At 70.1% G+C, this 26,822-nt stretch carries 13 protein-coding genes and 1 pseudogene; 6 read left to right on the forward strand and 8 right to left on the reverse strand.

Features of this window, described 5'->3' with window-relative positions:
* Positions 1–15 precede the first annotated feature (15 nt).
* The 4 genes from AADZ78_RS19935 to AADZ78_RS19950 all read left to right on the forward strand — a co-directional run bounded on the left by AADZ78_RS19935 (position 16) and on the right by AADZ78_RS19950 (position 4,324).
* Positions 16–1,377, forward strand: a complete 1,362-nt coding sequence (locus AADZ78_RS19935) for an FAD-binding oxidoreductase (RefSeq protein WP_085249962.1) — start codon at positions 16–18, stop codon at positions 1,375–1,377.
* A gap of 100 nt (positions 1,378–1,477) precedes the next feature.
* The gene (locus tag AADZ78_RS19940) at positions 1,478–2,707 is read left to right on the forward strand and encodes a cytochrome P450 (RefSeq protein ID WP_085249953.1); all 1,230 of its coding nucleotides are present in this window, start codon (positions 1,478–1,480) and stop codon (positions 2,705–2,707) included.
* A complete protein-coding gene (locus AADZ78_RS19945; protein ID WP_085249952.1) occupies positions 2,707–3,288 on the forward strand; it encodes a TetR/AcrR family transcriptional regulator in 582 nt (193 codons plus the stop codon). Before AADZ78_RS19940 ends, AADZ78_RS19945 begins: the two co-directional genes overlap by 1 nt.
* 271 nt (positions 3,289–3,559) lie before the next feature.
* Positions 3,560–4,324, forward strand: coding sequence for a PPE family protein (locus tag AADZ78_RS19950; RefSeq protein ID WP_085249951.1), 765 nt, complete (start codon positions 3,560–3,562; stop codon positions 4,322–4,324).
* 10 nt (positions 4,325–4,334) lie between these two features.
* On the opposite strand, the gene AADZ78_RS19955 is transcribed toward AADZ78_RS19950, so the two are convergent.
* The 7 genes and pseudogenes from AADZ78_RS19955 to AADZ78_RS19985 all read right to left on the reverse strand — a co-directional run.
* Positions 4,335–5,543, reverse strand: coding sequence for a lysine N(6)-hydroxylase/L-ornithine N(5)-oxygenase family protein (locus AADZ78_RS19955; protein WP_085249950.1), 1,209 nt, complete (start codon positions 5,541–5,543; stop codon positions 4,335–4,337).
* Between the two features lie 10 nt (positions 5,544–5,553).
* Entirely contained in the window at positions 5,554–6,360 is an 807-nt protein-coding gene (locus AADZ78_RS19960) for a GNAT family N-acetyltransferase (RefSeq protein ID WP_085249949.1), read from the reverse strand.
* 1 nt (position 6,361) lies between these two features.
* Entirely contained in the window at positions 6,362–7,903 is a 1,542-nt protein-coding gene (locus AADZ78_RS19965) for a DHA2 family efflux MFS transporter permease subunit (RefSeq protein WP_264033284.1), read from the reverse strand.
* Positions 7,904–9,046, reverse strand: a complete 1,143-nt coding sequence (locus tag AADZ78_RS19970; protein WP_085249948.1) for an acyltransferase family protein — start codon at positions 9,044–9,046, stop codon at positions 7,904–7,906. It abuts the gene before it with no gap.
* Positions 9,043–10,704 carry a DEAD/DEAH box helicase gene (locus tag AADZ78_RS19975; RefSeq protein WP_085249947.1) on the reverse strand — a complete coding sequence of 554 codons (1,662 nt, stop codon included), beginning with the start codon at positions 10,702–10,704 and terminating at the stop codon, positions 9,043–9,045. The genes AADZ78_RS19970 and AADZ78_RS19975 overlap by 4 nt, the downstream gene beginning before the upstream one ends.
* A 114-nt stretch (positions 10,705–10,818) precedes the next feature.
* Complete coding sequence (locus AADZ78_RS19980; protein ID WP_085251832.1) at positions 10,819–12,258, reverse strand: ISNCY family transposase; 1,440 nt, start codon at positions 12,256–12,258, stop codon at positions 10,819–10,821.
* A gap of 174 nt (positions 12,259–12,432) precedes the next feature.
* Positions 12,433–13,467, reverse strand: a pseudogene (locus AADZ78_RS19985) (PE family protein); the annotation flags it as partial.
* A 155-nt stretch (positions 13,468–13,622) separates the two neighbouring features.
* On the opposite strand from AADZ78_RS19985, the gene AADZ78_RS19990 reads away from it, so the two are divergent.
* Both AADZ78_RS19990 and AADZ78_RS19995 read left to right on the forward strand, forming a co-directional pair.
* Positions 13,623–14,231, forward strand: coding sequence for an LppP/LprE family lipoprotein (locus AADZ78_RS19990; RefSeq protein WP_085253375.1), 609 nt, complete (start codon positions 13,623–13,625; stop codon positions 14,229–14,231).
* 52 nt (positions 14,232–14,283) lie between these two features.
* A complete protein-coding gene (locus tag AADZ78_RS19995; RefSeq protein WP_085253376.1) occupies positions 14,284–17,700 on the forward strand; it encodes a TM0106 family RecB-like putative nuclease in 3,417 nt (1,138 codons plus the stop codon).
* A 4-nt stretch (positions 17,701–17,704) separates the two neighbouring features.
* Here AADZ78_RS19995 and AADZ78_RS20000 read toward each other — a convergent pair whose 3' ends face one another.
* Positions 17,705–26,659, reverse strand: a complete 8,955-nt coding sequence (locus tag AADZ78_RS20000; protein WP_264033476.1) for a PE family protein — start codon at positions 26,657–26,659, stop codon at positions 17,705–17,707.
* Positions 26,660–26,822: the final 163 nt, after the last annotated feature.

The raw sequence follows: 26,822 nt of genomic DNA on the forward strand, positions 1-26,822 counted from the left end.
GGCCCGGTGGACGTATTGGCCGTATTGGCGGGCCTGATCGCCGAATTGCCGGAAGGGGTGGTGGTCACCGACCCCGCGATTACCGATGGCTATCGGCAGGATCGCGCTTTTGACCCGTCGGCGGGCAAACCGCTGGCCGTGGTTCGGCCGCGGCGCACCGAAGAGGTGCAGACCGTGCTGCGGTGGGCTTCCGCCCATCGGGTGCCGGTGGTCACCCGGGGTGCCGGCAGTGGCCTGTCGGGCGGGGCGACCGCGCTAGACAACGGGATCGTGCTGTCGACGGAAAAGATGCGCGACATCACCGTCGACCCGGTCACCCGCACCGCGGTATGCCAGCCCGGGCTGTTCAACGCCGAGGTGAAGCAGGCCGCCGCCGAACACGGCCTCTGGTATCCGCCCGATCCCTCATCGTTCGAGATCTGCAGCATCGGCGGCAACATCGCCACCAACGCCGGCGGGTTGTGCTGCGTGAAGTACGGCGTCACCACGGACTACGTGCTGGGCATGCAGGTGGTGCTGGCCGACGGCACCGCGGTCCGCCTCGGTGGCCCGCGTTTGAAAGATGTGGCCGGGCTCTCGCTGACGAAGTTGTTCGTCGGCAGCGAGGGCACGCTCGGGGTCATCACCGAGGTGACGCTGCGGCTGATACCCGCACAGAACGCGTCGAGCATTGTGGTGGCCAGCTTCGGCTCGGTGCGGGCGGCGATCGACGCGGTGCTGGGGGTTACCGCGCGGCTTCGTCCCTCGATGCTCGAGTTCATGGATTCGGTGGCGATCAACGCTGTCGAGGACACCATGCGAATGGACTTGGACCGCACTGCGGCCGCGATGCTGGTGGCCGGTTCCGACGAACGTGGGCTCGCGGGCAGCCAGGACGCCGAAGTGATGGCCGCGGTGTTCGCCGAAAGCGGTGCGACAGAAGTGTTTTCCACCGACGATCCCGACGAAGGCGAAGCGTTCGTGGCCGCGCGCCGGTTCTGCATCCCAGCGGTTGAAAGCAAGGGATCGCTTTTGCTCGAAGATGTCGGGGTACCGTTGCCCGCATTGGGCGAGCTGGTCACCGGAATCGCGCGCATCGCTTCGGAGCGCGACCTAATGATCTCGGTGATCGCGCACGCCGGCGATGGCAATACCCACCCGCTGCTGGTGTATGACGCCGCGGATTTGGCGATGGTGGAGCGCGCGCATGTCGCGTACGGCGAGATCATGGATTTGGCCGTTGGACTCGGCGGCACGATCACCGGCGAACACGGGGTTGGGCGGCTGAAGCGGCCGTGGTTGGCCGGTTATCTGGGGCCCGAGGTCATGGACCTCAACCGGCGTATCAAGCAGGCGTTGGACCCGCTGGGAATTCTGAACCCGGGCAGCGGGATCTGACTTTTCCAACGAGTGTGAATCTCACGACGCCGTGTCGGCGCGCCGGGTGGTTCACGGTCGGTGATTTGACATTACTGCTGATCCGTCGTACGAATGAGACATGCCGATAGCTGTGTCTCACGGATTTCAGCTCGCCACCGCCGAGACCTGGCCAAATCCGTGGCCGATGTATAAGGCGCTGCGCGACCACGACCCGGTGCACCGCTGCATCCCGCCCGGGCGCCCGGAACACGACTACTACGTGCTGTCGCGCCATCGCGACGTCTGGGCCGCCGCTCGTGACCACGAGACGTTCTCGTCGGCGCAGGGACTGACGGTCAATTACGGCGACCTGGAAGTGATTGGGCTGCAGGACAATCTACCGATGGTGATGCAGGATCCACCGGTGCACACCGAGTTTCGCAAACTGGTGTCCCGCGGTTTCACCCCGCGTCAGGTCGAGGCGGTCCAGCCGAAGGTACATGAGTTTGTCGTCGAGCGGCTCAAGAAGCTACGCGCGGCCGGCGGCGGCGATATTGTCACCGAACTGTTCAAACCGCTGCCGTCGATGGTGGTCGCGCACTATCTCGGTGTGCCCGAGGAGGATTGGGTTCAGTTCGACGGCTGGACGCAGGCCATTGTCGCCGCTAATACGGCCGAAAGCGACGTCGCCGCGGCATCGGAAACCGCCACTGATGCGGTCGGAGCGATGATGGCCTATTTCACCGCGCTGATCGAGCGACGCCGTACCGAGCCCGAGGACGACACCATCTCGCACCTGGTTTCTGCCGGGGTCGGTGCCGACGGCGATATCGCCGGTGTCCTGTCGATACTGGGTTTCACGTTCACCATGGTCACCGGTGGCAACGACACCGTGACCGGCATGCTCGGCGGCTCGATGCCGTTGCTGCACGAGCGGCCCGACCAGCGCCAACTGCTGGTCAACCACCCGACGCTCATTCCCGACGCCGTGGACGAACTGCTGCGGCTCACCTCGCCGGTGCAGAACCTGGCCCGCACGGCAACCCGAGACGTGACGATCGACGACACCACGATCCCCGCCGGTCGCCGGGTGCTGCTGCTCTACGGGTCGGCCAACCGCGATGAACACCAATACGGCTCGGACGCAGGCGAACTCGACGTGACCCGCCGCCCGCGCAACATCCTGACGTTCAGCCACGGCGCGCACCACTGCCTGGGCGCGGCCGCGGCCCGGATGCAATCACGGGTCGCGCTGACCGAGTTGCTGGCGCGCTGCCCGAACTTCGACATCGACGTATCGCGCATCGTGTGGTCCGGTGGCAGTTACGTCCGGCGCCCGTTGTCAGTGCCGTTCACGGTGCGGCCCTAATGGCTGGGAGCGACTGGCTTTCCACGCACCGCACCGAGGCGGCCGCGGATCGGATACTGGATGCCGCCGAGCGGCTCTACACCGAGCGCGACCCGGATTCGATCGGCATGAACGAAATCGCCAGAGCCGCAGGCTGTTCCCGCGCGACGCTGTATAGGTACTTCGACAGCCGGGAGGCGCTGCGAACCGCCTACGTGCATCGCGAGACGCGCCGGGTCGGCCGCGAGATCCTGGAGCGTATCCAGGGCGTCGAGGACCCCCGCGAGCGGCTTATCGCCAGCATCACCGCCACGTTGCGGATGGTTCGCGAGAGCCCGGCACTGGCAGCATGGTTCGGGTCGACCCGGCGACCGATCGGCGGCGAGATGGCCGGACAGTCCGACGTGATCACCGCCCTGGCCGCCGGGTTTCTGAGCTCTCTTGGGCCCAACGACCCAACCACCGTCGAACGACGGGCCCGATGGGCGGTGCGAGTGATCATCTCCCTGCTGATGTTCCCTGGCCCCGACGAAGCCGACGAGCGGGCAATGCTCGAGGAGTTTGTCGTCCCGATCCTGACGCCGATTTCCACACGCCAGTAATTGCATATTCGAGTTCTACAAATTCGGATTTTCTGCGAAATTGCTGACTCACCCCAGCAGCGGCGTTATGTTATGGCTCATCGATCATCTGCCGGGTGATCGGCGGGCACTAAATGTCGTGGAGGTGAGCGCGACATGGTAGCTGTGCCCAAAATTCCAGCCCCCAGATGGCGGTACCCGGCGATTCATAAGGACTCGGCGTTGTGCGGCACCCCGTTTGCGGCCGTGGCTAGCGACACGCCTGAGATTGGCCCCAAGGGAAGGATTGGTGATGAGTTACCTCGCGTTGCCTCCGGAAATCAACTCGGCGCTACTGAATAGCGGTGCCGGATCAGAGCCGATGCTCACGGCCGCGGCGGGCTGGGGTGGGTTGGCCGAGCAGTTGCGCGAGGCCGCGGCCGCATTTGCGTCGAGGACCGCAGACGTGGCCAACGGTGCATGGCAGGGTGCCTCAGCGGAAAAGATGATGACAGCGGCCGCGCCATATGCGGCGTGGCTCAGCGCTGCGGCCGCCCATTCCGAGCTGGCTTCCAGCCAAGCCGCGGCGTGTGCCGCCGCTTTCGAGGCGGCACACGCTGCCACAGTGCCCCCCTTAGTGATCGCAGCCAACCGGGCCGTGACCGCCGCCCTGGCAAACACGAATTTCTTTGGCCTGAATTTTCCAGCGATCGCCGCGTTTGAGGCTCTGTACGAGGATATGTGGGCCCAGGATGTGACAGCAATGTTCGGCTATCATCTCAGCGTCTCGACTGCCTGGGGCCAACTGACCCAATTGCCGCCGATCCTGCAGCTGCTGCGCTTCTTGCCAGGTCTACCCTGTGCACCGACCACGCCGTCAGGCGTGGTGCCGACCGAACCAGGCTCGCCGGCCCCCGCGCCGGAACCAACGCCCGCGCCGACGCCGACCCCGCCGCCGGCACCCACCCCAACGCCGGCACCTCCTCCCACCGCACCGGCACCAAAACCGACCGAGCCACTAGAACCCGGGATACCCCCGCGGCCGACGAAACCCACGGAACCCGTGATACGGAGATGATCGCCGCCGCCTAATCCTGTCGCGCGGCAACTGCTGCGACGATTTCACCAGCGCGCACCGCCACATTCGACAGCAACGAGGACGCCAGGCCGTGCGTGTGCTCAACCGACCCGTTGAGGTAAATATCACCCGGTGCTCCCGATTTGGGCACCAACCGGTAGTCTCGCGCGACAGCCGGCCGCCCCTCGGAATCGAACTCGTAGCGGCCAGCTAAATCGCCCAGGAATCCCCGAATGTTCAGCGGCGCATATCCCGTCGCGTAAACAACCGCGTCGCAGTCCAGGGTCTGCTGCGTGGGATTGGCCAGGCGAGATATCTTCAGCCGCACCCGATCCGGATACTCTTGGGTGCCGGTGATTTCAGAGACGTTGTGCATGATGAGCCGTCGACTACCTGCCACCCGCTCGGCATACTCACGGGAATAGAGGTCGTCGAGCAGTTGCGGATCAACGGCCGAATAATTGGTTGATCGGTGGTAATCGAGAAGTCGCTGACGCAGCGGTTGGCCGGCACCATAGAAATCGTCAACGGCCGAGGGGTCGAAAATCCGATTCGCATAAGGATTATCGTCGGCCACGCTGTAGCCGTATCGGGTGAAGATCGCATGCACCTGTGCCTGCCGGTAGGTGTCGTGCAGGTAGCCGACCACCTCCGCAGCGCTTTGACCCGCACCGACAACTGCGAATCGCGTTGGCACGGCGGCATTCAGCGTGGCGAGACCGTTGAGCAGCGTGTGGCTATGCCACTGGCGGGCAGTTTCGGAAACACCGTCGGGCAGCACCGGGCGCAGACCCGTCCCCAGCACCAATGTCCGCGCGTGAATCACCCACTTGGGATCCGTCCGCACCACAAAGCCCGGTTCGCCGCTAGTCACCTCGATGACCCGGTGTCCATAGCGGACATTGGCGGCCACGCGGCAAGCAGCCCACTCCAGATAGTCATGGAATTCCATCCGGCTGGGAAACAAAGTGTGCCTACCGATGAACTCGACGATCCGGCCCCGCTCGCTCAGATAATTCAAAAACGTGAAGTCGCTCTTTGGGTTTCGCAGCGTCACCAAATCTTTGAGGAACGGCACCTGCATGCGTGCGCTCGGCAGCAACATGCCCCGGTGCCAACCGAACCTCGGCTGGGTCTCCACGAACACCGCGCGCATATCGCGCTCGGCCAGCGCGATCGCCAACGCGAGATTCGACGGCCCGAAGCCGATACCGAGCAAATCCGTTCGTTCAGGAGTGGACATGAGAACGCGTCAACCGTTGCAGATAGCGTTCACGCACCATGCTCCGATTAATCAGGACGACGAAATCGGCCATGTCGAAATCGGCATCATAGGAGGGCTCTCCGCAGATCATCCCGCCGATTCGCAGCGAGCCCTGCACCATCGGCGGAATCCGCACGCGTCCGGGGTCGGGCAACTCGGACAAGCTTAATCCGTTGACCTGAACCGGGTTTCGTGGCGTCACCCGGTAGTACGGCGGCGCGGGCCGAGTACCGAAGGCCGCATCGCGCACGCCTCGCACCAACTCGCCCCGCCGGTATCCGCCTTCCATTTGGACCGACAGGCACCCGATCCCCCATTCATAGCCGGTGATTTCCTGGTACCGCAGGATCGCGGCCCACAGCAGACCCAGCACCGCGCCATTGCGGTGTTCGGCATGCACACTCGCGCGACCAAGTTCGACAAGCTTGGGGCGCAACCGATTCAGGCCACCGATATCGAAGATGGTGTCGGCGAACAGTCCACCGGCGGCGCGGGCGCCGTCGGGCGGCAGCAGCCGGTAGCAGCCAACGATCTGTCCGCTCGTCTCGTCCTTGGCCAGCAGATGATCGCTGTGCGGATCGAACTGGTCGACATCGATCATCTCCCCGGTCAGCGATCCGCGGATGGCACGCGGCAATGCCGCCCCGAGCTCGTCGGCAAACACCCGATAGCGCAGCCGCTGCGCGGCTTCGATGTCGGCGGGGTCGGTGGAGATCATGACGCTGTAGCGGCCGGTATCGGTCGCCGGGATCAGGATCGCGTCACCCATCATGTTATTCGGAGGTTACCCGCTGGCGGTGCGCACCGACCCCGATCAGCATGGCCGCGCCCACGGCGGCGACGGTCGCGACGAATGCGGCGGCCACCAGGGCCGCCTGCATGCCGGCGGCGCTCGCCTGCCGAGCCACCCGCGCGATCGCCGGCAGCGCCGGCCTGAGGTCGTCGGGCAGGAAATCAAGCACCCGCAGACCCGCGCCGGCGGACAACCGGTCGATGAGCTGGCGAACCGGGCCCGGGGCGACACCGTGCAGCTCGGCAAGTCCGTCGGCGGCGCCGTTGGCCGCATGCCGGCTGAACAGTGCCCCAAGGCCGGCGACGCCGGCCAGGATGCCGACCTGACGGATCGTGCTCACCGTGCCGGTGGCCATCCCGGCGTCGGCGACCGGCACGAATTGCAATGCGATGTCGGAGGTCAACGCGAACAACCCACCCAGGCCCATTCCGGCCACGACGGAACCACCAATGAAGTGTGTCCATTGCGTGTTTTCGGTGACCCCGGTCATCAGCCATAGCCCGACCGCGATCAATACGACGCCAGCGGGTATCGACATCCAGGCGGGGAAGTAGCGCGCGGCGGTCATGGCCAGCGGGGCGCCCAGCACGCACGCGATGGTCAGCGGCAGAGCTCGCAGGCCGGCCTGAAATGGGCTGTATCCCAAGGTGTTCATGAAATACAGCGCCAGGTAGTTGGTCGAGGCGATCAGTGTTCCGGCCGCCGCGAACGCCGCCAGCGATACCCCGGCGAAACCGGGTCGGCGCACCACCCGCAGGTCGAGCATGGGAGCACTCACGCGTGCTTCCCACCAGCCAAACAGCAGCAGCGACACCACGCAGAACACGCTCAGCACGACGATCAGCGGGCTGGTCCAGCCACGGTGATTGCCTTCGATCAGCACATACGTGCCGGCGAACAGCGCGGCCGTCAACACCGCCGTGCCGACCAAGTCGAGCGGACGATCTTGCGGCGCACGGGATTCCGGCACGAACCATACAGCTATCGCCAACGCGACCAACCCGATCGGCACGTTGATCAGGAAGATCGATTCCCAGCCGAAAGCTCCCACCAGCGCCCCGCCGAGCAGCGGCCCGACGGCGGCGCCCGCGCCCATGACGGCACCGTAGATCGCGATCGCTACGCCTCTGCCGCGCTGTTCGGGATAGGCCGCGGCCACCATCGGCAGTGAGACGCCGAGTAGGACTGCCCCGCCCGCGCCCTGAAGCGCCCGGCACGCGTTCAGCGCCTCGATGCTGCCGGCCCATGCGCAGCCGACCGAGGCGAGGGTGAACACCACCATTCCGGCCAGGAAAAGACGTCGCCGTCCAAGTCGGTCGCCCAACGTGGCCGCGCTCAGCAGGAGGCCCGCCATGGGCAGCGCGTAGGCGTCTACCACCCACTGCAATCCACTGAGCTCGGCGTCCAGCGATGCCTGAATGTTGGCAAGCGCAGCCGACACGATGGTCATGTCGAGGAGCAACATGAAAACCGCGAGGCAAACCGCTACCAGCGTGAGGCGAGAGGCCCGCGGCGAAACCACCTAATCGGCCTTGACGCGCGTGAAGCGGTGCAACAGCCAAGCCAACGGGAGGGTGATCGCGATCGTCGCGACAAAGAGGTACAGCATCGAGCCGGTGTATACGTGTGCCCGGACCACATAAACCATGGCGAATTCCATCGTCACCAGATGGATCAAGAAGATCTCGTAGGAGATTTCACCGAGCCACACCACCGGGCGGCTGGCCAGCAACCGCCAATACCAGCCCTGGTCGCCCAAGGCCAGCGGCGCCACTGCCAGCGCGGCAATCACGGCATAGAAGCCGGTCTTGACCAGCGCCTCGCTCAGCGTCGCCGGCGACGTGGTGGGCGCCCCCGCGATGGGAGTCGAGACGATGAAGTAGCTGATGACCGCCAGCGGAATGGCCGCGAACGCGTAGCAGCGCACACCCATGGCCTGCAACACGGCCAGCATCATGCCGCCGAGGAACCAGGCGAGATAAGTAGGCAGCCACAGTCGGGCGCCGTCGGGAAACCAGTGATCGGTGTGCACCAGGATCAACCAAAGCGGGCTGATTAGCGTCAGCGCCACCAATGCGCCCAGCAGCAACCTGGGCTGCCAGCGTCGCCGGCTTATCAGGACCAGCAGCAGGTAGGCCAACAGCGGCAGCGACACATAGAAGGCGGCCTCCACTGCCAGGCTCCACATCTGGGTGAGGCCCTGATGCAGGTAGGAACCCAAATAGCCGTCGGTGTAGATCTGCGTCAAGGTGAGGTTGCGGATCAGTCCCACCCAGCTATGCCCGGGGTTTGGCCCCGCCTCCCGGAAGTGGTACAGAACATAGGCGAACAGCACCGTGATGATGTAGGCCGGCATGATGCGCCGAACCCGGTGCCACGCATAGCGACTCAGCGACGGTGGCGGACCGCCCGTGGCCGCCGATTTCACCCACGGGCGGAACAGCAGGAAACCCGAGAGCACGAAAAAGATCGGCACCCCGATCTCCAACCGGGCACCGACCAGGCCCCAATAGCCGTGGGTGTACTTGCCGGTGGTGTAAGCCGCGTGAGTGCCGACGACCAGAAGCGCTGCGACTGCCCGGATTCCGGTGAGCGAGGCGACCCGGTCCACGTGGGCGGTTTGCTCGAGTCCGCCTTGGGCGTCTCGTTCCTCGGACAGCGTCATCCCGCGCGCTTCCGGCGTGGTTTGGCTGCCCGGTCCGGCCGCAAGTGGATCAGGACACCCGAAATCCGGGTCTTTTCAAGCTTTTTCAGCGTCGCTTTGGGCAGTCTGGCCGGCAGTTCCACCAGTGAGGAGTCCGGCCCGATGCTGATGTGGCCAAAATCGCTGCGGTGCAAACCGCCCTCATTGGCGATGGCGCCCACGATTGCACCCGGCCCGATCTTGTGCCGCTTGCCGACGGAGACCCGGTAGGTGGTGAACGCCGGCTTGCGCCTGGGCTTTTCGGGGCGGTCCTCGCGACTTCGCTTTTCCGGTCGCTGCGGTGACGCGTCCGGTACCAGTAAGAATTCCTCGCCGTTGCGTGACTGCAACGCCAGCGCCGCCGCGATATCGGCCAATGGCACATTGTTTTCGCGTTCGTAGTCCTCGACGAGGCGGCGGAACAGTTCGATGCCCGGGGCGCCGAGCGCGTCGGTGATGGAATCGGCGAACTTCGCCACTCGTTGCGCGTTGACATCTTCGACCGTGGGCAGCTGCTCCTCGGTGAGCGTTTGCCGGGTGGCCTTCTCGATCGCCTTGAGCAGGTGGCGCTCCCGCGGTGAGACGAACAACAGCGCGGAACCCGAACGCCCGGCCCTGCCGGTGCGTCCGATCCGGTGTACGTAGGACTCGGTGTCGTGCGGGATGTCGTAGTTAAGCACATGCGAGATGCGCTCCACGTCCAGCCCGCGGGCCGCCACATCGGTAGCGACCAGGATGTCGATGCCGCCGTCACGCAGTGCTGTAATGGTGCGTTCGCGCTGCGCCTGCGGAATGTCGCCGTTGATGGCTGCCGCGGAAAAGCCTCGGGCCCTGAGCTTTTCGGCGACCGCCTCGGTCGCCTGCTTGGTTCGGACGAAGACGATCATTGCCTCGAACGGCTCGACCTCCAGGACTCGGGTGAGCGCGTCCATCTTTCGTGGACCTGCTACTTGCATATAGCGCTGCGAAATGTTCTCGGCGGTAGCGGTTTTCGCCTTGGAGGTGACTTCCAGCGGATCGTGCAGATACTTGGTGGTGATCTTGCGAATCGTCGGCGGCATCGTCGCCGAGAACAGCGCCACCTGCTTGTATTCCGGGGTGTCGGACAGGATGCGGTCGACCTCTTCGGCGAAACCCATCGCTAGCATTTCGTCCGCCTCGTCGAGCACCAGATAGTCCACGTGTGACAGATCCAACGTGCCGCGCTCGAGGTGGTCGATGACTCGGCCGGGGGTCCCGACAACCACCTGCGCACCGCGTCTCAGCCCGGCCAGTTGCACGCCGTAGGACGACCCGCCATAGATCGGCAGCACGTTGAGCTGCGGCAGATGAGCCCCGTAGCGGCTGAACGCCTCGGCGACCTGCAACGCCAACTCGCGGGTGGGCGCCAGCACCAGTGCTTGGGTGGCCTTGCTGGTGGTGTCAATTCTGGACAGGATCGGGATCGCAAACGCCGCCGTCTTGCCGGTGCCGGTCTGCGCCAGCCCCACCACATCCGAGCCCGCCATGAGCGCCGGGATGGTGGCGGCCTGGATCGCCGTTGGCGATTCGTAACCGACTTCACCGATCGCCCGCAAGACGCGTGGATGAATTTGCAGGTCGGCGAACGTGGTGGAGGGAGAATTCTCCGAGAGGTCCATTTGAAATGGAGTTTAGCTACTTCGACCTGAAAAAGTGACGGCCCCTGAGTCTGCTGTTGGTGCGCGAATACCGCGTGACTGTGGAGGCAGAGATCCGTGCTTTGGGGCGTCGGGTCATGCTGCGAGGCCGCTGATCTTGACTAGGTTGTGGGCGAGGACGCCGTGTCCGGTCCAGATTCGGGTTCCTTCGGTGCCATCGATGGAGGAGCGGCTCCAACCGTAGTTTCGTTTGAGAGTGCTGATGCGGCCTTCGCTGCCGGTGCGCCACTTGATTGTTCGTCGGAAGGCTGGCCGGTGTTCCTCGGCTTGCCGAGCCTTGCCGGGTTTGCCTTTTCGCGGTATCACGACCGTACGTACACCGAGGTCGTGCAGGTCGTTTTCGACGCGTTCCTCGCCGTAGCCGCGGTCGGCGGTGACGGTGCCCGGGGTACGCCGGGCGCGTTTGGTGACCCGTTTGACCGCGGGCGCTAGTTGCGGCGCGTCGGGTGGATTGCCTTGCTCCACACGGTGGTCCAGGACGATGCCGTCGTCGTTGTCGACGATCTGGGCCTTGTGCCCGAACTCGACCGGCCGGCCCAGCCTGCCCTTGGCGATCGGGCGGGCATCGCCGTCGTGAAGGCTGACCCGCCGACTCGCCCCGTCCGGGATGTGCCCGGCGACGCGCTGCTGGGTCTGCGCCACGATCTGCCGCGTCGCTTCCAGCAGTTTGGCCAGGTCGTTGACCGCACGCACCAGCCGGCCACGTCGCCGGCCGGCTGCTGCATCATGCTCGCCGCGGGCGCGCAGGTCGGCAGCTTTGACCTGGGCCCGGCGCACCGCCCGCTTGGCGTTGACCAGTAGCCGCTCGGCCTCGCGCGCCGCGGTTTTGGCCAGCACAGCCAGCTCCCCGGTGCTGGTCAGCACCGCGGCCTTGGCCTCGTCGCGGCCCAGCGCGGCGCGAGAGCGCAGTTTCGACGCGATCGCGTGCGCGCGCTTGCCCGCCGCGCGGGAGCGGTCCCGCAGCTGGGTGCGCACCGCGCCCCCAGCGGCCTGGATCCGCTTGCCGATCCCGGCGATCCGGCGCGTCGCCTTGGCCAGCAGACTCGAATCGGTCGGATAGGCCACATTAGCCGGCACCACCGTGGTATCCACCCGAATCCGATTAGTACGCAACAACTTCGCCTCAGCCGCCTTGGCCAACAGCACCTCATTGAGCCCGTCGACCGCCGCACTGCCACACCGGGTGGTCAGCTTCATCAACGTGGTCGGATGCGGCACCGACCCATCCAGTCCGATCCGGCAGAACCGGCGCCAAGTGATCGAATCCGCGACTTCTCGGCACAGCGACTCATAGCCCAGCCGGTAACGGAACTTCAAGAACATCAACCGCAGATAGGTCTCCATCGGCGTGGACGGACGCCCGATCCGTGTATCGAAGAACGGCTCGAACGGGGCGAAGAACACCGGATCATCGAGCAGCCCATCGACCCGCGCCAACTCATCGGGCAACTTCAACAACTCCGCGGGAAGCACTGCCTCCCAAAGCGACACCTGATCGCCTACAGTACGAAACACGATGGCCTCAATCCCTTCCGCAACAAGGGCTTGAGGCCATCTTTCCTGTTCAGCACCATCAACCCGCGGATCAACGCGCCGACTTTTTCAGGTCGAAGTAGCTAAGTCCGGCGCTCGCACACGCGCCGTCGCGCGGGGCTACTTCAACCCGTGGCGCCCTGGTCTCCCAGTCTGTGTGCCGGCGGCGCCGCCCTTACCGCCGGCGCCGTTGGTGGGGCCGTAGCCGCCGTTGCCGCCGCTACCACCATTGCCGACTTCACCGGCGTCGCCGCCCGTGCCGCCGATGCCACCCTTGCCGGTTCCGGTCGGTGCCGCCATCGCCGTACAGCGTGCCTGCGTGGCCACCGGCACCACCGGCGCCCCCGGTGGCCCCGCTCCCGCCCCCGACCCCGCTGGCGCCGCCATGGCCAAATTGCCCGGTGGCGCTGCCGCCGGCCCCGCCGGTTCCGTCGCCTGCGCCGAGTGCGCTGGCGCTGCCAAAGCCGCCGTTGCCACTGGTGCCGCCGGTGCCGAACGTCCCAGCGGCACCGCCGTTACCGCCAGCGCCGCCAACGCCAATTCCGTTGCCACCCATCCCGCCGGGGCCGCCGACGCCGAAGATGCCGCCGGTGCCACCATTACCGCCGGTCCCGCCGACGCCGAGGGTGTTAAAGCCACTGGTCCCGCCGGCACCGCCATTGCCGAACAGCCCGGCCGCCCCACCATTGCCGCCGGCACCGGACAAGTAGCCCGCGCCGCCGGCGCCGCCATTGCCGAACAACCCGCCAGCCCCGCCGTTACCGCCGGCGAGATTGTTGGGGCCGCCCGACCCACCGGCACCACCATTGCCGATCAATATCCCGCCCGGTGCACCATCTGCCCCGGTCCCCGGTGCACCGGCGGCACCGTTGCCGATCAGCGGGCGATTCACCGCCGCCATGCTCGGCGCGTTGACCACGTCCAGGACCGTCTGCAACGGCGAGGCATTGGTGGCCTCGGCGCTGGCATTCGCGCCCGCACTCGCTCGCAGTGCCGAGACGAACTGGTCGTGAAACGTCGAGACTTGGGCGCTGAGCGCCTGATAGGCCTGCGCGTGCGAGCCGCGGCGGCCAGCAAATTGGTGGTCTGGCCCGCGGCGGCGGCGTTGGCCGCGTTGAGTGTGGAACCAATGCCACTAAGGTCGAGTGCGGCGGACGTTAGCGCCTCAGGCGCCGCGGTGAGAAACGACATTTGGAAACCCTTCGATGCGTCGTGGCCCGAACGAACTCGGCAGACGGCAACGTATCCGGCTCGCATTGAAGGTTCCCGGAAAATTTCATGTATCCCCTGGCCACAGCCGCCGGGCGGCGCGCGCCTGCCACACCCGCGGGCCGGATCACGGTACGGTGCGCGATGTGTGGTCCCTGCCCTGCCGTGTCAAGCCGCTGACAGTGGCCACTGTCACCCTGGCCGCGACCGTGTTGACGGGCTGCGGTTCGGGAGACTCCACCGTCGCGAAGACACCAACGGCCACGCCGGTCACGTCCACGGCCGTCCCCAACGCGCCCGAGGGCACGCCGGGCCCGCCGTCGGCGACCGCTGCCCCGCCCAGCAACAGCGCCGCACCCGTCGACCCGTGCGCGGTCAACCTCGCCTCGCCCACCATCGCGAAAGTCGTCTCCGAGTTGCCTCGGGACCCGCGCAGCGAGCAGCCGTGGAATCCCGAACCACTGGCCGGCAACTACAACGAGTGTGCTCAGCTGTCGGCGGTGATCGTCAAGGCGAACACCAACGCCATCAACCCCACCACCCGGGCCGTGTTGTTCCATCTGGGCCGTTACATTCCGCAAAGTGTGCCCGACACGTACGGGTTCAACGGCATTGACACCTCACAGTGCACTGGCGATACGGTGGCGCTGACCTACCCCAGCGGCATCCATGGCTTGAACAGTGATGTGAAGTTCCACTGGAACGGCACCGGGGTCGAGGTGATCGGCAACACTACCCGCGGCTGAGCGACCGCGCGGCCGGCCCGTTCTGTCGGTCCCCTCCCCTACAGTGGCTGCTGTGTTCGTCACCGGCGACAGCATCGTCTACAGCGCTTCGGATCTCGCGGCCGCCGCCCGCTGCGAATACGCGTTGCTCCGGGACTTCGACGCGAAACTAGGCCGAGGTGCCGCGGTTTCGGGTGATGACGAACTGTTGGCCCGCACCGCCGCTCTGGGTACCGAGCACGAGCGACGCCGGCTCGACCGGCTGCGCGCCCGGTTCGGCGATGCGGTCGCCGTCATTGGCCGCCCGGCATACACACTCGAGGGGCTGACGGCTGCGGCCGAGGCGACGCAGCGCGCCATCGCCCGGTGCGCGCCGGTGGTGTATCAGGCCGCGATGTTCGACGGCCGGTTCGTCGGCTTCGCCGACTTTCTGATCCGAGATGGTGAACAGTATCGGGTCGCTGACACCAAGCTGGCGCGCTCGCCGAAAGTGACCGCGCTGTTGCAGCTTGCGGCCTACGCGGACACGTTGGCGCGCTCGGGCGTGCCGGTGGCACCGGAGGCGGAGCTGGAACTCGGTGACGGCACGGTGGTGCGCTACCGCCTCGGTGACCTCATACCTGTCTATCGGTCCCAGCGCGCGCTATTGCAGCGCCTTCTCGACGGCCACCACGCCTCCGGTGCCGCGGTGCGCTGGGACGACGAAGGGGTGCGGGCGTGTTTCCGTTGTCCGCTGTGCAGCGAACAATTGCGCGCCGCCGACGATCTGCTCCTGGTCGCCGGGATGCGGGTGACCCAGCGGGCCAGGCTACTTGACGCCGGCATCACCACGATCTGCGAGCTCGCCGGCCGTGCCGGGCCTGTTGCCGGCTTGACGAGCGGTACGCTGGACAGGCTTATCGCGCAAGCCAGACTGCAAGTGCGCCAACGTGATACGGGAATTCCGCAGTTCGAGATCGCTGACCCACAGCCGCTGGCGCTATTGCCCGAGCCCAACCCCGGCGACCTGTTCTTCGACTTCGAAGGCGATCCGCTGTGGACTGCCGACGGCAAGCATTGGGGCCTGGAGTATCTATTCGGCGTGCTGGAAGCTGCGGGGACCTTCCGCCCATTGTGGGCGCACAACCGGGTAGCCGAGCGTAAGGCGCTGACCGACTTCCTGGCCATGGTGGCCAAGCGGCGCAGGCGCCACCCCGACATGCACATCTACCATTACGCACCCTACGAAAAGACCGCGCTGTTGCGGCTGGCCGGACGGTACGGAGTCGGCGAGGACGAGGTCGACGACTTGCTGCGCAACGGGGTGTTGGTTGACTTGTACCCGTTGGTGCGCAAGAGCATTCGCGTCGGTGCGGAGTCGTTCAGCCTGAAGGCGCTGGAGCCGCTGTACATGGGCACGCAGCTGCGCTCCGGTGACGTCACCACCGCCGCCGACTCGATCACGTCCTACGCCCGCTACTGCGAGCTGCTCGCCGACGGCCGCGCCGATGAGGCCGCCACCGTGCTCAAGGAGATCGAGGACTACAACCATTACGATTGCCGGTCCACGCGCGCGCTGCGCGACTGGCTGGTGATGCGGTCCTGGGAGTCCGGCGTCACACCCGTCGGCATGCAGCCGGTTGCCGACGGCGAGACCGTCGACGACCATGACGCGCTGGCAGCAGCGCTGTCGGCGTTCACCGGTGATGCGGCCGCGGCAGAGCGAACCCCGGAACAGACCGCGGTCGCTCTGGTGGCTGCGTCCCGCGGCTACCATCGGCGCGAGGACAAGCCGTTCTGGTGGGCGCATTTCGACCGGCTGAATTATCCGGTCGACGAATGGTCAGACAGCACAGACGTTTTCATTGCCAGTGCAGCGTCAGTGGCGGTCGATTGGCATAAGCCGCCGCGGGCGCACAAGCCGCAGCGCCGGGTGCGCCTTACCGGTGAACTGGCCCGTGGCGACCTCAACGCGAATGTTTTCGCGCTGTATGAGCCTCCGGCTCCTGTGGGTATGACCGACGTTCCCGATCGCCGGGGGGCCGGCCGGGCGGTGGTTGTCGAGGTCGACGACCCGGCGCTGCCCACCGAAGTCGTCATTGTCGAGCGAATCGGCAATGACGGCAACGTGTTTCACCAATTGCCGGTTGCGCTCACGCCGGGGCCCCCGGTGCCGACGACCACGCTGCGACAATCGATCGAATCGACGGCGACCGCCATGGCCGCGGGGCTGCCGCAGCTACCACACACCGCGCTGGTGGACCTGCTGCTGCGCCGCCCGCCCCGCACCCGCGGCGCCACCGGGCTGCCGCGTGGCGACGACACCGTCGCCGACCTCGCGGCGGCGGTGCTGAGGCTGGACTCGTCGTACCTGGCGGTGCACGGACCCCCGGGCACCGGCAAGACGCATACCGCCGCCCGGGTGATCAGACGATTGGTCACCGATCACGGCTGGCGCATAGGCGTTGTCGCACAATCGCACGCAGTCGTGGAGAACCTGCTGGACTGCGTGATCGACGCGGGCCTGGACCCGGAGCTGGTGGCCAAGAAACCCCACGATCACGGTGCTGCGCGGTGGCAGGAGATCGACGGGAGCGAGTACGCGGCATTCATCGCCGACCACCCGGGGTGCGTAATCGGCGGTACGGCCTGGGATTTCGCCAACAGCAATCGAGTGCCCGCGGGTAGCCTGGATCTGCTGGTGATCGACGAAGCCGGCCAGTTCTGTTTGGCCAACACCATTGCGGTGGCACCGGCGGCCAACAACCTGTTGCTGCTCGGGGATCCGCAGCAACTGCCGCAGGTCAGTCAGGGAACGCATCCAGAACCCGTCGATGCCTCCGCGCTGGATTGGCTGGTCGACGGTCAGCGCACCCTGCCCGATGAACGCGGCTACTTCCTGGACCGCTCCTACCGGATGCATCCGGCGGTGTGCGCCGCGGTCTCGGCGCTGTCGTACGAAGGCAGGCTGCACTCGCACGCCGAGTGCACCGCTGGCCGTCACCTCGATGGGTTTGATCCCGGTGTGCGTGTGCTTCTCGTTGGCCACCAAGGCAATTCGATCGAAAGCCCGGAGGAAGCCGATGCAATCCTCGCCGAGGTCCAGGCGCTGCTCGGGCGGGAGTGGACCGATGAGCACGGCACGCGGCCGTTGAAAGCAGCCGACGTGCTGGTGCTGGCGCCGTACAACGCCCAGGTGACGCTGGTGCGGCAGCGGTTGCGGTCGGCCGGACTGGGCGAGGTGCGGGTCGGCACGGTCGACAAGTTTCAGGGCGGGCAGGCGCCGGTTGTCTTCATTTCGATGACCGCCTCGTCTGTTGACGAGGTGCCGCGCGGAATATCGTTCCTGCTCAACAGGAATCGGCTCAATGTTGCGATCAGCCGGGCACAATATGCGGCGGTGATCGTGCGCTCGCCGACGTTGACCGAGTATCTGCCCGCTACGCCGGCAGGTCTGGTGAACCTGGGTGCGTTCCTGGCGCTGACGTCTAGCTGGGTGCCGCCGCCGTAAGGCGTTACAGGGAGCCGGTGCCGCCGGTACCGCCGCCGCCTCCGGTGCCGCCTTTGCCGCCGATCGAGCCAGTGGGGCCGGTGCCGGTGCCGCCTGGCGTGCCGTCAGCACCGGGGTTGCCAGGGTCCTTACTGGAGCCGACACCACCGTCACCGCCGTCACCGCCTTCTCCGCCGTCACCGCCGGTGCCGCCCGCGAGGATGCCGGAGCCGCCGGTGCCGCCGATACCACCTTGCCCACCTTGACCTCCGGTGCCGCCGGTGCCAAGGAGGTTGGCACCGCCGGTGCCACCCTTGCCACCTTTGCCGCCTTGGCCGCCATCCCCGGCGGGAATGCTGGGGGCAGCGCTGTTGCCGCCTTGGGCGCCGTTACCACCCAGACCACCGGTGCCGCCCGTACCCGCCGTATTGCCGGCGAACGTGGTCTGCCCGCCTTGACCGCCTTGACCGCCTTCACCGCCGGTGCCCGCCGCGCCCGCCTTGCCCGCCGTGCTGCCGCCGCCAGTGACCCCAGGCTCACCGCCGAGGCCGCCGTTGCCGCCTCGGCCGCCGGTGCCGCCGCTGCCCGCGTTGTTGGCGCCGTCGTCGTCGTAGCCGTGGCCGCCGACGCCGCCCGCGCCGCCCGCGCCGCCCGCGCCGCCGTCGCCGTTGGTTGCGCCGGGAGCAAAGGCCAAGCCGCCGTTTCCGCCTTGACCACCCTGGCCGCCCTGACCACCGCCGCCGCCGCTGCCGCCGGCCGGGCCGGTCGCGCCCGCGCCACCAGTACCGCCATCGCCGCCCTGACCGCCCGCGCCGGCGGTATGGCCGGTAAAGGGCGTGGTGCCGCCTTGACCGCCCTGGCCACCGTTGCCGCCCGTGCCAGCGGCGCCCACGGTGCCGCCGGTGCCGCCGGTGCCAATCGCGCCGCCGGCTCCGCCGCCGCCGCCACGGCCGCCGTCGCCGCCCGCACCGGCGTTATCCGTGCCGTTGTCGCTGTTGCCAAAACCCCCGATGCCGCCGGTGCCACCGGTGCCACCCTGGCCACCGCTGCCGTTGGTTGCACCGGCGACCGCGTTGCCACCGGCACCGCCGGCGCCGCCGTCGCCGGCTTGGCCCCCCGCACCGGCGGCTATGCCGTTGTTGAAGTTGTCGCCGCCGTTGCCGCCGTCGCCGCCTTGGCCACCCTGGCCGCCCCCACCGGCGGTATGTCCGCTAGCGGTGGTCGCGCCGCCTTGGCCACCGGCGCCCCCAGCGCCGCCGAGGCCGCCATCGCCCGATTCACCGCTGCTTGCGCCGAAGCCGAAGCCACCTATGCCGCCTTGGCCGCCTGCGCCGCCTTTCCCGCCCTGGCCTCCGGCACCGGCAGCGACTATGCCGTCGTCGGCGTAGCCGTTGCCGCCTTGGCCGCCGGCGCCACCGGCGCCGCCTTGACCGCCAGCGCCGGCGATTGCGCCAGGATCAAAGGCGTTACCGCCTTCGCCGCCCCTGCCGCCGGCGCCGCCTTCGCCGCCGGTGGCGCCGGTGGTCGAGGACGCGGTGCCGTCGGCGCCGGTGGCCCCTTGGCCACCCTGGCCACCTTGGCCACCGTCACCGGCGGTGTGACCGGTAAAGGAGGTGAATCCGCCGCGCCCGCCGTCGCCGCCTTGGCCGCCTATTCCCAAGCCGCCCACGGTGCCGCCGGTGCCACCTGAGCCGACCGCGCCCCCGACGCCACCTTGGCCGCCGGTGCCGCCTATGCCGCCGGCGCCGGCGTTGTCGGATCCGTCGTCGATGCGGCCATCGCCGCCCGCGCCACCTCGGCCGCCGGTGCCGCCCTGGCCGCCGCTGCCGTTGGTCCCGCCGCTGGTGGTGCCGCCGACGCCGCCGGCGCCGCCTTGGCCACCCTGGCCGCCGTGGTCACCGGTGCCAAACGCGCCCCAGCCGCCGTCGCCGCCTTGGCCGCCTTGACCACCTAGGCCGCCGTCGCCCACCGTCCCGCCGCTGCCGCCGGTGCCTTTCGCGCCGCCGGCTCCGCCGTCGCCCCCGACGCCGCCCGTGCCGCCGGTGCCGGCGTTGTCGGAGCCGTCGTCGATGGCGCCCAAACCGCCGGTGCCGCCTTGGCCGCCGGTGCCGCCCTGGCCGCCGCTGCCGTTGGTTGCGCCCACAACCGCGCTGCCGCCGGCGCCGCCCGCGCCGCCTTGGCCGCCTTGCCCGCCCGTGAAGCCGGTGCCGGCCGGTGTCGTGTTCTCGGCGCCGGTGCCGCCTTGGCCGCCCTGGCCGCCTTGGCCACCGGCACCGGCGATGTTACCGACCGTGGCGGTGGCGCCGCCTTGGCCACCTTGGCCACCGGTGCCGCCGGTGCCCGCAGCCCCGACTGCGCCGAGAGTGCCGCCAAAGCCGGCCGCGCCGCCCCCGCCACCTTGGCCACCTTGCCCACCTTTACCGCCGATGCCGGCGTCGTTGGCGCCGCTATCGGCCACACCCGTGCCGCCAGCGCCGCCGGTGCCACCTTGGCCGCCTTGGCCGCCGCTACCACCGGTTGCATCGAACGCGGCAAAGCCACCTTGGCCACCCTGACCGCCGGCGCCGCCGGCGCCGCCGTCGTTTCCGATGGCACCGGCCAGGCCGGCGCCACCTTGGCCGCCTTGGCCGCCGGTGCCGGCGGTATGACCGCTAAACGACGTGGCGCCGCCTTGGCCGCCGGTGCCGCCGGCGCCGGCAACGCCCGCGGTTCCCGCCGCGCCGCCGGTGCCGCCGGTGCCGATCGCGCCACCGAGGCCAGCGGAACCGCCGGTGCCGCCGATGCCGCCGGTGCCGGCGTTGTCGGAACCGTCGTCGGAGGCTCCGGAGCCGCCGGTTCCGCCTTGGCCGCCGGTACCGCCGGCGCCGCCGATGCCATTGACTCCACCGCTGGTGCTGCCGCCCTGGCCGCCGACGCCGCCCTGGCCACCGGTGCCGCCGGCGTGGCCGGTAAGGAACGCGCCATCGCCGCCTTGGCCGCCGCTGCCGCCCTGGCCACCTTGGCCGCCGTCGCCCACGATCCCGCCGGCGCCGCCCGTGCCGATCACGCCGCCGGCGCCACCCTTGCCGCCGGTGCCGCCCACGCCGCCGATGCCGGCGTTATCGGTGCCGTCGTCGAAGTAACCGACGCCGCCGGTGCCGCCTTGGCCGCCGACGCCACCTTGCCCGCCGCTGCCGTTGATCGCGCCGGCGACCGCGTTGCCGCCGGCTCCTCCCGCGCCGCCCTGGCCGCCCTGGCCGCCGGCGGTGGCACCGCCGGACGGCGTGGTGGCGCTGGCGCCGGTGCCGCCTTGGCCACCGACGCCGCCTTGGCCGCCTTGGCCGGCGGCGTGACCGGCAGTGGTGGTGGCACCGCCCTGGCCGCCCTGGCCGCCTTGGCCACCGGTGCCGGCAGCTCCCACAGTGCCGCCGCTGCCTCCAGATCCGCTCGTGCCGCACTGGCCGCCCTGGCCGCCGAAGCCACCTTGGCCACCGGGGGTGGCGATGTTGACGCCGTCGTCGTCGTAGCCCTGTCCGCCCTGACCGCCGACGCCGCCGGTACCGCCCTTGCCGCCGCTGCCGTTGGTTGCGCCGGCCACGGCGTTGCCGCCGGCGCCGCCGGACCCGCCTTGGCCGCCTTGGCTGCCTTGGCTACCGGAGGTGAAGGGTGCCACGCTGTCGGCCCCCGCGCCACCTTCGCCGCCGGTCCCGCCTTGGCCACCCGCGCCGGCGATGTGACCGGCGACGGTGGCGGCACCGCCGGTGCCGCCGGTACCGCCGGTACCGCCTAGCCCCGCGTTGCCCGCGGGGCCCGAGCCCACTTGGCCGCCGGTGCCCGCCGCACCACCCACTCCGCCGGCGCCACCTTGGCCGCCGACACCGCCGGCACCGGCGTTGTTGTTCCCGTCGTCGACGTAGCCGCCGCCGCCAGCGCCACCTTGGCCACCGTCGCCGCCGTTGCCACCAAAGCCATTGAATGCGCCGGAAACAGCGTTGCCGCCGGCGCCGCCCTGCCCGCCGGCGCCGCCCTGCCCGCCGGCGTAGCCGCTGCCGGAGGGGGTCGTGGCGTCGGCCCCGGTGCCACCTTGGCCACCGGCGCCACCAAGACCGCCGCCACGGGCGACGTGACCGGCAAACGTGGTCGCCCCACCGGCGCCACCCGTGCCACCGGCGCCACCGGTCCCCGCCGCACCGGCGGTGCCCCCGGTTCCCCCGGCGCCAACCGCGCCGCCAGCGCCGCCTTGGCCGCCAGTGCCGCCCCAGCCGCCGAAGCCGGCATTGTCGCCACCATCGTCGGTGTAGCCCGCCCCGCCGGTGCCACCTTGACCGCCGGTACCGCCCTGGCCGCCGCTGCCGTTCGTTGCCCCGGAGGTGGCATCGCCGCCGGCGCCGCCGGCGCCGCCGTCACCGCCCAGCCCGCCGGTGGATCCGGACGCGAAAGGACCGCTGACCATACCGGTGCCGCCCTGGCCGCCGGCGCCGCCCTGGCCACCCGCACCGGCGATGTGACCGCTGGTGGCGGTGTCGCCGCCCTGGCCACCCGTGCCGCCGGTCCCGCCCTTACCGGCGACGCCCGCGGCGTTGTGGAAACCGCCGCTGTCCGCGCCGCCTGCACCGCCGGCGCCGCCGAGGCCACCGGCACCGCCGACGCCGCCGGTGCCGGCGTTGTTACCGCCGTCGTCGTCATAGCCGGCACCGCCAGTGCCGCCTATGCCGCCTTGGCCGCCCGCGCCGCCAACACCAGGGGTGGACCCTGGGCCAGCGTCACCGCCGGAGCCACCGGCACCGCCCTCGCCGCCTTGACCGCCGACCGCGCCGGTACCTGAAGCCGGGCCGGTGGCACCATCGCCACCTTGGCCGCCTTGCCCGCCTTGGCCGCCGGCACCGGCGGCACCGCCGGTGCCCACCTTGCCGCCGCTGCCGCCCGCACCGCCGGTGCCGCCAGCACCCGCGATTCCGCCGGTGCCGCCCGTGCCGACGACACCGCCTTGGCCGCCATCGCCGCCTTGGCCGCCACTGGCGGCGTTGCCGCCGCCGACGACGTCCGTGCCGTGGCCACCGTGGCCGCCGGTACCACCTCGGCCGCCGTCGCCGTTGATTCCACCGGTCGTGGTGCCGCCCTGGCCCCCGTCGCCGCCCTGGCCACCTTGGCCGCCGACATGGCCGGAGCTACCGCCGCCGGTGCCGCCGTCGCCGCCGGTGCCGCCTTGGCCGCCGGTCCCGCCGGCACCCACCGTGCCGCCACTGCCGCCCGCGCCCACCGCACCGCCGGCCCCGCCGGCGCCACCGGTTCCGCCGGTGCCGCCGGTGCCGGCGTTATTGGAGCCATCGTCGTCAAAGCCGACGCCTCCGGTGCCACCCTGGCCGCCCTGACCGCCCTGGCCGCCGCTGCCGTTGGTTGCGCCGGCGATAGCGGTACCACCGGTGCCCCCGGTGCCTCCTTGACCGCCTTGGCCGCCGACACCGCCGGTGCCGGAAGCCGGACCGGGGATGCCGGTGCCGCCTTGGCCGCCCTGACCGCCCTGACCGCCCGCACCGGCAGTGTTACCGATGATGGTGGTGGCGCCGCCCTGGCCGCCTTGGCCGCCTTGACCACCGGTGCCGGCGGCGCCCGCGGTCGGGGTGCCAACGTCGCCGCCGGCGCCGGCCGCGCCGCCGCCACCGCCCTGACCGCCTTGACCGCCCTGGCCGCCCGAGCCGGCGTCGTTGCCGCCGGTGTCATCGAAGCCGGTGCCGCCCGCGCCGCCCGCGCCGCCGGCGCCGCCCGCGCCGCCGCTACCGCTGGTTGCGCCGCTAACGGCGTCGCCGCCTTGGCCGCCCTCGCCGCCGGCCCCGCCCAGACCGCCGGCGTAGCCACTGCCGCCGGGCGGCCCGTTGAGTCCCTGGCCGCCCGGGCCACCCTGGCCGCCTTGGCCACCCGCACCGGCGGTATGGCCGCTAGTGGTAGTCGCGCCGCCAGCACCGCCGGCGCCGCCGGCACCGCCAGTGCCCGCGCTGCCCACGGTGCCGCCGGTACCGCCGGTGCCGGCCAGACCACCGAAGCCGCCGAAGCCGCCCGACCCGCCGGTGCCGCCGGCGGCGGCGTTGTTGCTGCCGTCGTCGGCGCCGCCGGTTCCGCCTTGACCGCCCTGACCGCCGGTGCCGCCCGCCCCGCCGTCGCCGTTGAAGCCGCCGACACCGGAGCCCCCTTGGCCGCCCTGGCCGCCCGGCCCAGCAGCGCCGCCGGCGCCGCCGGCCATGCCGCTGGTGCCGTCGACGCCTGGAGCGCCGGCCCCGCCCGTGCCGCCTTGGCCGCCGGTGCCGCCGGTGCCCGCCTTGCCGTCAGAGCCGCCGGTACCGCCGGTGCCGGCCAGGCCAGCAACGCCCGCTGCGCCGCCGGTGCCACCGGTGCCACCGGCGGTGGCGTTATTGCTGCCGTCGTCGGCGAATCCGGTGCCGCCTTGGCCACCAGCGCCACCGGTGCCGCCAACACCGCCGTCGCCGTTGATGCCACCGACGCCGGAACCGCCCTGGCCGCCTTGGCCGCCGGCCCCACCGTTACCGCCGGTACCACCAACGTTTCCAATCGTGGCGGTGGCGCCCTGCACACCAGCCCCACCGGTACCGCCCTGGCCGCCTTGACCGCCCTTGCCCGCCTTGCCGTCGGAGCCGCCGGTACCGCCGACGCCCTTCGCGCCGGCTACGCCGGCCTCGCCGCCGGTGCCGCCGGTGCCGCCCGGACTTCCGTCGCTGCTCCCGTGGCCGACATGACCAGTGCCGCCCTGGCCCCCGGCGCCGCCGGTGCCGCCGACGCCACCGTCACCATTGGTGCCACCGTTACCGGCCCCACCCTGGCCGCCTTGACCGCCCTTGCCGCCATCACCGCCGGTGCCGCCGACATCGCCGACGGAGGCGGCGGCGAGGCCCTGATGGCCGGCCCCGCCGGTCCCGCCCTGGCCGCCCGTGCCCCCGGTGCCCGCCTTGCCCACGGCACCGCCGGTGCCGCCGGTTCCGGCCTCGCCGCCGACGCCGGCGGCGCCGCCGGTGCCGCCCATGCCGCCACCAGAGGCGTTGTTGGTGCCGTCATCGGCATAGCCGGTACCGCCCTGCCCCCCAGCACCACCGGTACCGCCAGCACCGCCAGCACCATTGATCCCGCCGTTACCGTCCCCACCCAGGCCACCTTGGCCACCCTCGCCACCATCACCGCCGGTACCGCCAATATCGCCACTCTTGGCGGCGGTGGCGCCTTGGGCGCCGGCCCCGCCGGTGCCGCCTTGGCCGCCGGCACCACCGGCGCCCGCGCTGCCCACGCCGCCGCCGTCGACGCCGACGCCGCCGAGACCGGCAGAGCCGCCGGTACCGCCCTTTCCACCCGCGGCGCCGTCGCCGCCGCTGCCGCCGGTGTTGTCGCCGCCGGTTCCTCCCGTCCCGCCCTGGCCGCCCGCGCCGCCCTGGCCGCCTTGGCCGCCGCCCTTCCCGCCGAAGCCCATACCACCGGTACCGCCCTGACCACCGGCACCGCCGGTGCCACCCTGGTCGCCCACGGTGGGCACGGTCGGGTCGTCGACGCCAGCGAGGCCGGTCGCGCCGTTGCCACCGGCGCCGCCGGTGCCGCCGACCCCGCCGGTGCCGGAGGCGCCGTGGGCACCGCCGTCGGTTCCGAAGCCACCGAGACCGGCAGCACCACCGGTACCGCCCTGCCCGCCCGCAGCTGCATTTCCACCGCTGCTGCCGTTGTTGTTGCCGCCAGCCCCACCGGTGCCGCCCTGACCGCCCACACCGCCCTGGCCACCTGCGCCACCACCGACCCCGTTGATGCCCTGTCCGCCGGTCCCGCCCTGACCGCCTTGCCCGCCGAACCCGCCTGGCAAGCCCTGGGTGGGCACAAACGGGTCATCCTGGCCGGCAAACCCGGTGGCGCCCATCCCGCCGGTGCCGCCGGTGCCGCCGACGCCGCCGGTGCCGTTGCCGCCCGCGTGGCCGACGCTGCCGAAGAGCCCCGCAGCCCCGCCGGCGCCTCCCGCGCCGGCGTTACCGCCGCTTCCTCCGAAACCGCCCTGCCCAGCAGGCGCGGCAAAGCCCACGCCGGCTCCACCAGTCCCGCCGGTCCCGCCGGCACCGCCAACGCCGCCACTCCCGCCATCACCACCGGCGCCGAGCAGCCCACCGATGCCGAACAACCCCCGGTGGGCACCGCCGCTCCCGCCGACGCCCCCGGCTCCGCCCTCAAACGCGGTACCACCGGAATTGCCCGGGGTGCCCGCTACGCCCGCGCCGCCGGCACCACCGGCCCCGCCGGCCCCGCCGGCGCCGCCGGCCCAGCCCACCGACGCCATGGCGACTCCGCCGGCACCGCCGGCACCGCCGGCGCCGCCGGCCATGCCGATCGCGCCGGCCCCGCCGGCGCCACCAACGCCGCCGGCTCCGCCATTGCCACCCAGCAGCCCGCCGGCGCCGCCGGCGCCGCCGGGCCCTCCGGCCTGGCCGGCGGCGCCAGCGCCGCCAGCCCCGCCCGCCCCGCCCATGCCAAACAGGCCGGCGGCCCCGCCGGGCCCGCCGGCCTGGCCGGTCGCGCCCGACCCGCCGTTGCCGCCGTTACCGATCAGGATCCCGCCGGCTCCGCCGGCCTGCCCAGTCCCCGGCGCGCCATTGGTGCCGTCGCCGATCAGCGGCCGCCCCAACAAGATGTTGGTGGGCGCATTGATCAGGTCCAAGAGGATTTGCAAGGGCCCCGCGTTTACGGTCTCGGCCGCCGCATAAGCGCTACCGCTCGCGGTCAACGCCCGCACAAACTCCTCGTGGAAAGCGGCCGACTGTCCGCTAAGCGCCTGGTACTCCTGCGCGTAGGTGCCAAACAGCCTCGCGATGGCCGCCGACACCTCATCGCCGCCGGCGGCCAGCACCCGCGTAGTCGAAACCATCGCCGCCGAGTTGGCCGCCGCGACCGCCGACCCGATATCGGTCAACTCCCTCGACGCTGATGTCAAGAACTCCGGCACGGCGATTACATACGAAGACATCCGCGGCTCCCGTCAGTCGCCCCGACTCGACTTCCGGTCAGTATTCGCGCAGGCCTTCAAGAAAATCCACATTTATCCAAAATTATTTTGAGCAATCCAAATTTCAATTCATTTTCATCGCCGTAAGTTAACTTTTCGGGGCTGACCGTTAACAGACGATGCG

Source organism: Mycobacterium riyadhense, assembly GCF_963853645.1.
GTDB classification, from domain to species: Bacteria; Actinomycetota; Actinomycetes; order Mycobacteriales; family Mycobacteriaceae; genus Mycobacterium; species Mycobacterium riyadhense.

What these genes read in the sequence shown, in the direction of transcription:
- AADZ78_RS19975 (WP_085249947.1), bottom strand. Translation starts at nt 10,704, where the DNA reads ATGGACCTCTCGGAGAATTCTCCCTCCACCACGTTCGCCGACCTGCAA.
- AADZ78_RS19940 (WP_085249953.1), top strand. Translation starts at nt 1,478, where the DNA reads ATGCCGATAGCTGTGTCTCACGGATTTCAGCTCGCCACCGCCGAGACC.
- AADZ78_RS19950 (WP_085249951.1), top strand. Translation starts at nt 3,560, where the DNA reads ATGAGTTACCTCGCGTTGCCTCCGGAAATCAACTCGGCGCTACTGAAT.
- AADZ78_RS19970 (WP_085249948.1), bottom strand. Translation starts at nt 9,046, where the DNA reads ATGACGCTGTCCGAGGAACGAGACGCCCAAGGCGGACTCGAGCAAACC.
- AADZ78_RS19945 (WP_085249952.1), top strand. Translation starts at nt 2,707, where the DNA reads ATGGCTGGGAGCGACTGGCTTTCCACGCACCGCACCGAGGCGGCCGCG.
- AADZ78_RS20000 (WP_264033476.1), bottom strand. Translation starts at nt 26,659, where the DNA reads ATGTCTTCGTATGTAATCGCCGTGCCGGAGTTCTTGACATCAGCGTCG.
- AADZ78_RS19960 (WP_085249949.1), bottom strand. Translation starts at nt 6,360, where the DNA reads ATGATGGGTGACGCGATCCTGATCCCGGCGACCGATACCGGCCGCTAC.